Raw genomic sequence first — 11587 nt, forward strand, 5'->3', positions numbered from 1 at the left:
GGCCATGAAAATTCTGATCGGTGACGACCATCTCCTTTTTCGTGAAGGCCTGCGCCGTCTTTTGGAGCAGCTTCACGGGGACGCGATCTTCGTTGAGGCGGGCACCTTCGACGAGGTTGTTCAGCAATGCCGCGTTGGCGGCGGGTTCGACGTGGTGCTGATGGACCTGCATATGCCGAACTGGCCGGGCTTCGACGGGCTGCGCGAGGTGCAGAGCCTCCAGCCGGGCGTTCCGGTGGTGGTGATCTCCGCCTCCGAGGCACTGAACGACATTCGCGGCGCGCTCGACCACGGGGCCACCGGCTACATTCCGAAGTCGAGCAGCGTCAAGGTGATGATGGGCGCGCTGAACCTCGTTTTCTCCGGCGGCATCTATGTGCCCCCCGGCGCGCTCACCGCAGCGACGGCGGCCTCCGACGCCGCGCCGCGCCGCAGTCGCCTGGACGGCGCGGATCGCAGCGCCTACGGCCTGACCCAGCGCCAGCGGGAAGTCCTGGATTGCCTGCGGGCGGGCAAGTCGAACAAGCAGATCGCCTACGAACTCGGCCTGTCCGAGGGCACGGTGAAGATCCACGTCACGGCGATCTTCAAGTCGCTTGGCGTCAAGAACCGCACCCAGGCGGTGATCGCCGCCGCCGCCATGGCCTCGTAAAGGGGCGGGTCCGAAGGTCACGAGGCAGGGCGGGAAACAAAAAACCGGGTTGGAGACCGACAGGGCCGCGAGCAGGCACGAACAAGGTGCCGCCGCGGCCTTTTCGATTCCGGCTTTCGCCTCACCTCATATACTCATGCCCGAACCCGCGCCGGCGGCGCGTCCGAGGGTCCAGAAGGAGGAAAGACAGCGATGGCGGCGGAAACCCCGGTGTGCGACTTCGGCCGGAAGGCGGAGGATTTCAGCCTGAAGGGAACCGATGGAAAGACCTACAGCCTGGCCGACGTCCAGGGACCGAGCGGCACGCTGGTCATGTTCATCTGCAACCACTGCCCCTATGTGAAGGCGGTGATCGGGCGAATCGTCGAAGAGGTCGACGCGCTGAGGGCCCACGGCATCGGCGCCGTCGCCATCATGTCGAACGACACCGACGCCTATCCCGACGACGGCTTCGACAACATGAAGCGTTTCGCGGCGGAGCATGGCTTCACCTTCCCCTATCTGCTCGACGAGACGCAGGAGGTGGCGCGGGCCTACGGCGCGGTCTGCACGCCCGACTTCTTTGGCTTCAACGCCGACCTGTGTCTTCAGTACCGCGGCCGGCTGGACGCCTCCAAACGCGAACCGATCCCCGACGCCCCGCGCGAACTGTTCCACGCGATGGTCCGCATCGCCCAGACGGGGCAGGGGCCGACCGACCAGATCCCTAGCATGGGCTGCTCGATCAAATGGCGGAATCCGGCCTGATTCCGCCCAAAGCGCAGCCTTAATACCCGGATGGGCGCCGTTGCGCCTTGACCGCGTGCGGCGCCCAATGCTATCCGGCCCTTTGAACCATCAGAACCGCCCGCCGCAGCCGCGCGCGGGCGCAATCCCCGCTGTAACGGTTTTCGTGCCGTAGGATGCCGCTGTAGAGCCATGAGCGATATTTTCCGCGAAGTCGACGAGGATCTGCGCCGCGACCGCATGGAGCGCGTGTTCAAGCGCTACGGCGGCATCATGCTGGCGGCCGCGCTGGCGGTCGTCGCCGCGACGGGCGGCACGGTGGCCTGGCGCAACTGGCAGCAATCGCAGAAGGAGAGCGGGACGACGGCATTGGCCGCCGCCCTGTCCCAGGCCGCCCAGGGGCCGGACAAGGGCGTCGAGGCCCTGGCCGCCTTCGCCGCCAAGTCCGACCCCGGCATGGCCGCGCTGGCCCAGTTGAACGCCGCCGCCCTGCTGGCCCGCGAGGGCAAGACCGCGGAGGCCGTGGCCGTCTACGACACGCTGTCCAACAACGCCGGCGCCGCCGCGGTCTACCGCGAACTGGCGGCCCTGCTCTCGGTGATGCACCAGCTCGAATCCGGCGATCCGGCCCAGCTTCAGGCGCGGCTCCAGCCTCTGACGGCGGATGCCAATCCCTGGCGCTTCTCCGCCCGCGAGATGAGCGCCGTGCTCGCCGCCCGCGCCGGGGACAAGGAGCGTGCGCGCACCCTGTTCCAGCAATTGGCCGACGACTCGCAGGCTCCGGCCGGCGTCCGGTCGCGCGCCGCCGATCTAGCCACCCTCTACGGCAAGAGCTGATGACCCGCATTCCCATGGCCGCCCCGACCGCGCACCCCACCGCGAAGCGCCCCTCCCTGCGCACCGCTCTGCTCTCCGCCCCGCTGCTCGCCGTGCTGCTCAGCGGCTGCGACACCGTCAGCGGGTGGTTCGGCAAGACCCCCGATCCGCCCCTGCCGGGCGAGCGGGTTTCCGTCCTTACCCGCGAGCGCAAGGTCGAGGTCGACCAGCGGCTGGTCGGCACGCCGGTCGCTCTGCCGACCGCCGTCGCCAACCCGGCCTGGGCGCAGCCCGGCGGCACGCCGGAACACGCCGGCGGCAACCTCGCTCTGTCGGCTACCCCCGCCGAGGCGTGGCGCGGCGACGTTGGCACGGGGGCCAGCAGCTCCCGCTCGCTTCTGGCGACGCCGGTCATCGCCGACGGACGTATCTTCGCCATGGACGCCGACTCGCACGTCGCCGCCCTGGACGAGCGCACCGGGCGCCAGCTCTGGCGCATCGACACCAAGCCGGAGAAGGAGCGCGGCGGCGCCAGCGGCGGCGGTGTCGCCTTCGCCGACGGACGCGTCTTCGCGGCCACCGGTTTCGGCGAGGTGGTCGCGCTCGATCCCGCCAACGGCTCGATCATCTGGCGCAAGCGTGTGCCGGGCCCGGTCCGCGGCGCGCCGACGGTCGAGGGCGGGCGCGTCCTCGTCCTGACGCTGGACAACCAGCTCACAGCCCTGTCGGCCTCCGACGGTGCCGTGCAGTGGTCGCATCAGGGCATTCTGGAGACGGCGGGCCTGCTGGGCGCCGTCAGCCCGGCGGCCTCGCCGACCCTGATCGTCGCCCCTTACTCCTCCGGCGAGCTGTACGGCCTGCGTCCGGAGAACGGGCGCGTGGCGTGGCAGGAGAGCCTGGCGGCGATCCGCCGCAGCGGCGCCCTGAGCAGCCTCGCCGACATCCGCGGCCTTCCGGTGATCGACCGTGGCGTCGTCTATGCGATCGGCCATTCCGGCCGCATGATCGCCATCGACGAGCGCATCGGCATCCGCCTGTGGGAAGCCGAGATCGGCGGCACCCAGACCCCCTGGATCGCCGGCGACTATCTGTTCGTCGTCACCAACGATTCGGAACTGGTCGCCCTTACCCGTCAGGCCGGTCACGCCCGTTGGGTCGCGCAACTCGCCCAGTTCACCGATCCGGAGGACAAGAAGGGGCCGATCACCTGGTCCGGTCCGGTCCTGGCCGGCGGCAAGCTCTACGTCACCGGGTCGAACGGCCAGATGCTCGCCCTGTCGCCCGCCGACGGGCAGGTGCTGACCCGCTATTCGCTCCCGGCCTCCACCTATTTGCCTCCGGTCGTGGCGAACAACACCCTATATGTCCTGGGCGAGAACGGTACGCTGGTGGCGTACCGCTGATCGCCATCCTTGGTTCTTTATAAGGCCCCCGGCCCGATGTCCTTTACCGTTGCTCTCGTCGGTCGGCCGAATGTCGGCAAATCGACTCTCTTCAATCGCTTGGCCGGCAAGAAGCTGGCGCTGGTCGACGACACGCCCGGCGTGACGCGCGACTGGCGCTCGGCCCCCGCCCGTGTGGGCGGGCTGTCCTTCACCGTGGTCGACACCGCGGGCCTGGAGGACGTCACCGACGACAGCCTGGAGGCGCGGATGCGCCGCCAGACCGAACGCGCCTTGGAACGCGCCGACGTGGCGCTGTTCATCGTGGACGCCCGTACCGGCATCACACCCCTGGATCGCCACTTCGCGGCCCTGTTGCGCAAGAGCAAGACCCCCGTCATCCTCGTCGCCAACAAGGCGGAAGGCAAGGTGGGGATGACCGGACTCTATGAAGCCTTCGAGCTCGGCCTGGGCGACCCTCTCGCGCTGTCGGCGGAGCATGGCGAGGGCATGGCCGATCTGGTCCAGGCCCTGCTGCCCTACGCCCCGCCGGAACCGGAGGCGGTCGAGAAGGCTTCGGCCCCCGTCAAGGGGGAGGGTGAAGAGGAACTGCCCGTCGGCGACCAGCCGGAAACCGACGAGGAGCGTGCCCGCCCGATCCAGATTGCCATCGTCGGACGGCCGAACGTCGGCAAGTCCACCCTGCTGAACGCCCTGATCGGCGAGGAGCGCGTGCTGACCGGCCCCGAGGCCGGGATGACTCGCGACGCCATCAGCGTCGATTGGGAATGGCGGGGCCGCAAGTTCCGTCTCGTCGACACCGCCGGCATGCGCCGGCGCGCCCGCGTCGATGCCAAGGTGGAGAAGCTGGCCGTCGCCGACGCCCTGCGCGTGGTCCGCATGGCGCAAGTCGTCCTCCTTGTGGTCGATGCCAACCAGATTCTCGACAAGCAGGACCTGACCATCGCCCGCACCGTGGTGGAAGAGGGCCGTGCTCTGGTCATCGCGCTGAACAAGTGGGACGCCGTGGACGACCGCGCCATGGCCCTGCGCCAGGTCGAGGACAAGCTCCAGGCCGCGTTGGCCCAGATCAAGGGCGTGGAGGTCGTGACCATCTCCGCCCTTCAGGGCAAGAAGCTGGACACGCTGCTCGACTCGATCCTGTCGACCTATGGGCAGTGGAACCGCCGCATTCCGACCGCCCAGCTCAACCGCTGGATCGAGGGCGTGCTGGATCACCACCCGCCGCCCCTGGTCGAAGGCCGGCGCGTGAAGATCCGCTACGCCACTCAGGTGAAGGCGCGCCCTCCGACGGTGGCGCTGTTCGTGAACAAGCCGCTCGATCTGCCGGAAAGCTACCAGCGTTACCTGATCGCCCATCTGCGCGAGACGTTCGACCTGCCGGGCGTGCCGGTGCGGCTGCTGCTGCGGAAGCAGAAGAACCCCTACGCGGATGATTGAGCCGTTGCGCCCCCCGTCTCCCTCCCCGCCGGGCGGGGAAGGGAAACGGGGCGCGCCACCGGTTACGCCAGCTTCAATTCCTTGAAGAAGTCGTTGCCCTTGTCATCGACGATGATGAAGGCCGGGAAGTCCTCGACCTCGATGCGCCAGATGGCCTCCATGCCGAGTTCCGGATACTCGACGCACTCCACCTTCTTGATGCAGTCCTGAGCCAGACGGGCCGCGGCGCCGCCGATGGAGCCCAGATAGAAGCCGCCGTGCTTCTGGCAGGCCGCGGTCACCTCCGGGCTGCGGTTGCCCTTGGCCAGCATGACCATCGAGCCGCCCGCCGCCTGGAACTGCTCGACGAAGCTGTCCATGCGCCCGGCGGTCGTCGGACCGAAGGAGCCCGAGGCATAGCCTTCCGGAGTCTTGGCCGGACCGGCGTAATAGATGGGGTGGTTCTTGAAATAGTCGGGCAGCGGCTCGCCGGCGTCCAGCCGCGCACGCAGTTTGGAGTGGGCAAGGTCGCGGGCGACGATCAGCGGGCCGGTCAGCGACAGGCGCGTGCGGATCGGATACTGCTTCAGCGTGGCGAGAATCTCGCTCATGGGCTGGTTGAGATCGATCTTCACCACCTCGCCGGCCAGATCGCCGTCGGTGATCTCCGGCAGGTACTTGGCCGGATCGGTCTCCAGCTGCTCCAGGAAGATGCCGTCCTTAGTGATCTTGCCCACCGCCTGACGGTCGGCCGAGCAGGACACGCCGACGCCGATCGGCATGGAGGCGCCGTGGCGCGGCAGGCGGATGACGCGGACGTCGTGGCAGAAATACTTGCCGCCGAACTGCGCGCCGATGCCCATGGTCTGGGTCAGCTTGTGCACCTCCGCCTCCATGGCGAGGTCACGGAAGGCGTGCGCGTCCTCGCCGCCCTCGGTCGGCAGGTTGTCGAGGTAGCGGGCCGAGGCCAGCTTCACCGTCTTCAGATTCTGCTCCGCCGACAGGCCGCCGATGACGATGGCGAGGTGGTAGGGCGGGCAGGCCGAGGTGCCGAGGTAACGGATCTTGTCCTCGAGGAACTTCAGCAGCCGGTCCGGCGCCAGCACCGACGGGGTGGCCTGATGCAGGAAGGTCTTGTTGGCCGACCCGCCGCCCTTGGCCATGAACAGGAACTTGTAGGCGTCCTCACCCTCGGCGTAGATCTCGACCTGGCCCGGCAGGTTGTTGCGGGTGTTCTTCTCTTCGTACATGGAGATCGGGGCGAGCTGGCTGTAGCGCAGGTTGCGCTTCAGGTAGGCGTCGCGGGCGCCTTCCGACAGCGCGGCCTCGTCGCCACCCTTGGTGAAGACGCGGCGGCCCTTCTTGCCCATGATGATGGCGGTGCCGGTGTCCTGGCACATGGGCAGCGTGCCGGCAGCGGCAATGTTGGCGTTCTTCAGCAGATCGAGCGCCACGAACTTGTCGTTCGGCGAGGCTTCCGGATCGTCGAGGATCGCGCGGATCTGGCCGAGATGGCCGGGACGCAGCAGGTGGTTGATATCCTTGAAGGCCTCTTCGGCCAGCAGGCGCAGGCCCTCCGGTTCCACCTTCAGGATTTGCTCGCCGTCGAACTCGACGACCGAGACGTGATCCGAGGTCAGCTTGCGGTAGGTCGTGTCGTCCTTGGCCAGCGGAAACAGCGTCGCGGCGCCGCGGGCGGGGCTGATGTCATCGGGCATTCGGGGGGCTTCCTTCCTGTTTTTGGGTCACAGGCCCCGATGCGGCGCGTTGGAGCGCGCAAAAGGGCCAGGGCCACGCTCGCGCACCGTTATACACCCCTGCGCCCGGCGCACAACGGGAACGGAACGCCCTGCGGCGTTAAGGAAAGGGTCTGACCTCGGCCCGGAAACGATGCGGCCCGGACCCACCACCGAAGCGCTGGAAGCCGGGCCGCAACACACCAACACGGGCAAGACCTTACGCAGCGCTCTTGAACTGAGCCGTCAACTCGGGCTGACCCTCGACGACCGGCTCCGCCGGGGCGCCGGCCCATTCCGTGTGTGCCGGAATTTCCTCGCCCTTCATGACCAGGGTCAGCGGGCCGAGATGGGCGTAATCGCCGACGCTGGTGTCGTACAGCACGGTGGACCCGGCGCCGATGGTAACGCCGCGGCCGACCTTCACGCAGCCGACCTTCATCACGCGGTCCTCGTAGAGGTGGGTCTGCAGGGCCGACAGGGCGTTCACCGCGCTGTGGTCACCGACCGAGACGCAGTCGAACTCCGTGATGTCGGTGGTGTCCATGAAGACGCCCTCGCCGAACCTGGTGCCGAACAGGCGCAGCACCCAGGGCAGCATCGGCGTGCCGCGCAGATGGTCGAGCAGCACCTTGCCGGCAAGGCCCCAGTAGAGCACAGCCACCGCTTCGGTCTTCATGGCCCACCAGGACCACATCGGCTTCACGGTGGGCGTGTAGCGGCCCATCAGCAGCCACTTCACCAGAATGACCACCGCGACCATCGCCACCGGGATGGCGACGCTGACCGCCAGGAACTGCGCCAGGAAAGCGCCGTAACGCTGCTCCAGGATGGCCGGGGCGAACAGCTCCACCGCCAGCGTGCCGAAGGTGATGAACAGCATCGTCGGCATCGACAGGCTGAAGGCCTCGAACACCGCGCGGCCCAGACGTCGGGCCTTGGACGGCTCATAGGTCCAGTTGGCGCCGACACCGTCGAAGCGCTGGCGCACCGGCAGCTTGATCGGCGGGCTGCCGAACCACGTCTCCCCGGCGGACATCGCCTCGTTGGCGGGCGGCTTCGACTTGATGCCGATCAGGGAGCCGGTGGGGATGCAGGCCCCCGCCGGAACCACCGCGTCGTTGCCGACGAACACGCGCGCCTCGGTCTTCACCGGCTTCAGGAACATCCAGCCGCGGCGAATGTCCTCGTCGCCCAGAACCACCTCGTCGGCGATGAAGCACTTCTCGCCGATCTCGACGAGGTCGTAGCGCCCGGCGAGGTTGGTCGAGATCTCCGCGTCCTTGCCGATCTTGGCGCCCATCAGCCGGTACCACGCCCGCATGTAGACCGTGGCGTAGAGCGAGCTGAGCGTGTCGAGCATCACCTCGGTGGACAGCGCCACCATCCATTTGCGCAGGTAGAAGCCGCTGTGCACCGAGTAGGTGCCGGCCTCGACGCGCGGCAGGACGATCCAGCGCACGGCAGCGATCATGCAGACCGTCACCGCGACCAGCGCCATGGCGGTCGGCCAAGCGATCAGCGGCAGGTAATAGAGGTAGCTGACTCCGAACACCGACCCCAGCACCCCGTCCAGATTGTCGAACAGGTAGAAGGCCGGGAAGATCGGCATCAGCGAGATCGGCGGCAGGGCGAGCAGCATCGCCGTGTAAAAGGCGGCGTTCAGCCCGCGGCGCCGCCGTCCGGCGGTCGCCGGGGCGGGCAATTCCGCCCGATCGACGCTGCCGATGCGGCGGGCGGGCGAACCGTCCCAGCGCTCATAGGCGCCGGTGCGTGCGCCGGCGGGCAGGGCGGTCAGGTCGGCCAGCTCCGTGCCGTGACCGACCACCGCGTCCATGCCGATGACGCAAGACGTCCCGATATAGGCGTCCGCGCCGATGTCCACCGCACCGATGACCAGCTCGTTCCCGATCACCTCGGCGTTCGCCAGCTTCACCTTGCCGCCGATCGAAGCGCCGGCGCCGATGGTCACGAGGTCGATGGCCCCGGACTCGAACTCGCCGATCAGCGCCTCGTCGCCCACCTTGGCGCCGAGCGCGCGCAGGAGGACCCGCATGACCGGCGAGCCCTGGAACCACTTCAGGTGGACGAGGCTGATGAAGCGCTGCGCCAGCCACCAGCGGTAATAATAGGCGCCCCACAGCGGGTAACGCCCGGGCTTCGTCCGCCCGATGACCAGCCACTTGGCCGCGACGGCGATCACCACCGTGGCCGCGTTGATGATCATATAGACGCCGAGCAGCGTGGCGATTTCCTGAAGGAAATTCGCGTCTTCGCCTGACAGCAGCATGTAGCTGACGAAGACGCCGAGCCACTGCGCCGTCATCAGCGCCAGGATGAAGGGCAGGGCCGCCGCCTGCGCCGCCCCGCAGAGGAAGCGGCGGATCAGGGGCGGCGGCGTGAAGGAGCGGTCCTTGCGCTCCGCCCCGCCGCCATTGCCGCCGTGCGGCGCGCGGGCGTCCAGCCGCTCGGCCATAGCGCGCAGGCTGCGGGCGCCATAGACGTCCTGCAGGGTCAGCCCGTCGAGATGCCGGGTCTCCCGCACCGCCGACACGAACCGCGCGGCGAGCAGCGAATGCCCGCCCAGATCCATGAAGAAGTCGGCTTCCAGCGGCACCGCCTGACCGGGGAAGACGCGCTTGGCGGCCTCCAACAGGGCGGCCTCCGTCGGGGTCTGCGGCTCGTCCGGCTCGCCGGGGCCGGTGTCGTCGGTCAGCGGGGCAGCCTGCAGCGCCTTGCGGTCAGCCTTGCCGGAGGTCAGGCGGGGCAGGCGGTCCGTCACCTCGAAATGCGACGGCACCATGTAGCTCGGCAACTGGGCGCGCAACTGGTCGCGCAGCGCCGTCTTGTCCAGCGCGGCGCCGGCCTGCGGCACCAGGAAGGCGACCAGCCGGTCCAGCCCGTTGTCGTTGCGCAGCACCACGGTGGCCTGATTCACGCCGGCCATGTCGGTCAGCTTGGCCTCGATCTCGCCCAGCTCCAGCCGGAAGCCGCGGATCTTGACCTGGTCGTCGATGCGGCCGTGGAACAGCAGGTTGCCGTTCGGATCGACGCTCACCGCGTCGCCGGAGCGGTAGAGCACCGGGTCGTTGCCGTGGATGGCGAAGCTGTTGCGGATGAACTTCTCGGCGGTCAGATCCGGACGCCCCAGATAGCCCTGCGCCACTCCTGGCCCGCCGATCAGCAACTCGCCCTGGGTGCCGGGGGCGACCAGCGCCATCGCCTCGTCCACCACATAGCAGCTGTAGTTCGGAATCGGCCGGCCGATGGTGACCGGCTCGTCCGGGTGAACCTCGGCCACGGTGGCGACGACGGTCGCCTCCGTCGGGCCATAGCTGTTGAAGATCGTCCGACCCGGGCGGCACCAGCGCGCGGCCACCGCGGGCGGGCAGGATTCGCCGCCCAGGATGACAATGCGCAGGCTGGGCACGTCCTTGGGCAGCATGGCGAGCAGGGTGGGCACGGTGTCCAGCACGGTGATCCCAGCGTCGTTCAGCACGTCGGCCAGCCGGTCGGCCTCGTCCAGCACTTGCCGGCTCGCCACCCAGAGCGTCGCGCCGACCAGATACGGCACGAAGATCTCCTCAAGCGACAGGTCGAAGGCCACAGACGCGCCCTGGAAGGCGACATCCTCGCCGGTGATGCCGTACAGGCAGTTGGCGGCGCGCAGGTAGTGGCAGATGTTGGCGTGGCTGATGACGATGCCCTTGGGCTTGCCGGTGGAGCCCGAGGTGTAGATCGCGTAGGCCGGATGATCCCGGGTGACGCCCTCCGCGCGCAGATCGGGCGCACGCTCGTCATCACAGTTCATATCCTCCAGCCGCAGCGCCGGCACGGAGAGCCCGGTCGCCTTCGACGCGGTTACGGTGTCCACCAGGACGGCCGGCGCGGCGCAGTCGGCAAGACTGACCGCCACGCGTTCGGCGGGCGCGTCGGCGTCGAAGGGCAGATAGGCCGCGCCGGCCTTCAGAATGCCGAGCAGCGCCACATGCAGGTCGAGTGACCGCGTCATCCACAGGCCGACGAAGCTTCCCGGACCGTAGCCGCGCGCGCGCAACGCGTTGGCGACACGGTTCGCCCGGGACTCCAACTCCCCGTAGCTGACGCGGCGCCCGTCGAACAGAATGGCGGTCCGCTCCGGCATGACCCGCGCGGTGTCCGCGAAGATGTCGGACAGCAGTTCGTCCCGAAACAATTCCGGCATCGCGCTGCCCCGCAGCACGCCGGAAACAGGAAGGGAGGGAAGGGGAGAGGAGAGGGCATCGTTCGAAGATTCGGACGAACGATGGCCGGCGCTCGGGGCTTCGACCAAGGTCGGCGTGCGAAGCAATGTCACGCTTGTCAGCCTTTATAAAATGGTTCAGCGCAATCGCGGCGGTCGGACTTATGTGCTGGTCCCGGCGGTCGGCTGGCGGCTGCTTTGTGCCGTTGTACAACCTTACCGGATTTTGGTTAACGAACCATTGATTACTGCCGCGTCCAAGCGGAAGGTCCTTCCGGCCGTTCGCCCGACTATGCGGGCCTCAACATGGAACGACCAATGAAAAGGGTGTCATGTGCGTCTGGAGTAGACTGCGGAAAAATCGCTGTGGGACGAAAAAAGCGCTTGCCACCCCCGGGGGACCACGCATATAAAGCGCCTCCCGACGCGGTGGCCGCCAACGAGGCGGCAACGGGTCGGAAACACAGAGACAATCTGGCCCTGGCGGCCCGCTCCTTGAAGGGGTTGGGCTCGGGGCATTGCGGTTCTCCTGGAGTCGCGGGATCTTGGAAATCGTTGATACCGTGTTGTGAGAAGGGATGCGCAGGCGGCGGTTTTGACCGTTGGCCGCGGA

At 68.1% G+C, this 11587-nt stretch carries 7 protein-coding genes; 5 read left to right on the top strand and 2 right to left on the bottom strand.

All coding sequences use genetic code 11. The features are described from left to right. Window positions 1-4: 4 nt before the first annotated feature. The 5 genes from Q4I23_RS11995 (at window position 5) to der (ending at window position 5037) form a co-directional block, all read left to right on the top strand. The gene (locus Q4I23_RS11995) at window positions 5-652 is read left to right on the top strand and encodes a response regulator transcription factor (protein WP_454018419.1); all 648 of its coding nucleotides are present in this window, start codon (window positions 5-7) and stop codon (window positions 650-652) included. Window positions 653-844: 192 nt separating this feature from the next. Then, complete coding sequence (locus tag Q4I23_RS12000; protein WP_349619933.1) at window positions 845-1399, top strand: thioredoxin family protein; 555 nt, start codon at window positions 845-847, stop codon at window positions 1397-1399. Between the two features lie 171 nt (window positions 1400-1570). Next, window positions 1571-2215: a tetratricopeptide repeat protein gene (locus Q4I23_RS12005; protein ID WP_174440526.1), complete on the top strand. Its 645-nt coding sequence runs from the start codon at window positions 1571-1573 to the stop codon at window positions 2213-2215. Then, entirely contained in the window at window positions 2215-3597 is a 1383-nt protein-coding gene (locus Q4I23_RS12010) for an outer membrane protein assembly factor BamB family protein (protein WP_454018417.1), read from the top strand. The genes Q4I23_RS12005 and Q4I23_RS12010 overlap by 1 nt, the downstream gene beginning before the upstream one ends. 36 nt (window positions 3598-3633) lie before the next feature. Beyond that, window positions 3634-5037, top strand: coding sequence for a ribosome biogenesis GTPase Der (gene der / locus Q4I23_RS12015; protein WP_145625897.1), 1404 nt, complete (start codon window positions 3634-3636; stop codon window positions 5035-5037). A gap of 62 nt (window positions 5038-5099) precedes the next feature. On the opposite strand, the gene Q4I23_RS12020 is transcribed toward der, so the two are convergent. Next, window positions 5100-6734: a fumarate hydratase gene (locus Q4I23_RS12020; RefSeq protein WP_237903529.1), complete on the bottom strand. Its 1635-nt coding sequence runs from the start codon at window positions 6732-6734 to the stop codon at window positions 5100-5102. 238 nt (window positions 6735-6972) lie between these two features. Continuing rightward, the gene (locus tag Q4I23_RS12025; protein WP_498526389.1) at window positions 6973-10956 is read right to left on the bottom strand and encodes a Pls/PosA family non-ribosomal peptide synthetase; all 3984 of its coding nucleotides are present in this window, start codon (window positions 10954-10956) and stop codon (window positions 6973-6975) included. Between the last annotated feature and the right edge of the window lie 631 nt (window positions 10957-11587).

It is taken from the genome of Azospirillum sp. UFLA03-27 (assembly GCF_059803775.1).

Excerpts from the sequence above, each read along its gene's own strand:
- Q4I23_RS12005 (WP_174440526.1), top strand. The coding sequence starts at position 1,571 with ATGAGCGATATTTTCCGCGAAGTCGACGAGGATCTGCGCCGCGACCGC.
- Q4I23_RS12000 (WP_349619933.1), top strand. The coding sequence starts at position 845 with ATGGCGGCGGAAACCCCGGTGTGCGACTTCGGCCGGAAGGCGGAGGAT.
- der (WP_145625897.1), top strand. The coding sequence starts at position 3,634 with ATGTCCTTTACCGTTGCTCTCGTCGGTCGGCCGAATGTCGGCAAATCG.
- Q4I23_RS12010 (WP_454018417.1), top strand. The coding sequence starts at position 2,215 with ATGACCCGCATTCCCATGGCCGCCCCGACCGCGCACCCCACCGCGAAG.
- Q4I23_RS12025 (WP_498526389.1), bottom strand. The coding sequence starts at position 10,956 with ATGCCGGAATTGTTTCGGGACGAACTGCTGTCCGACATCTTCGCGGAC.
- Q4I23_RS12020 (WP_237903529.1), bottom strand. The coding sequence starts at position 6,734 with ATGCCCGATGACATCAGCCCCGCCCGCGGCGCCGCGACGCTGTTTCCG.
- Q4I23_RS11995 (WP_454018419.1), top strand. The coding sequence starts at position 5 with ATGAAAATTCTGATCGGTGACGACCATCTCCTTTTTCGTGAAGGCCTG.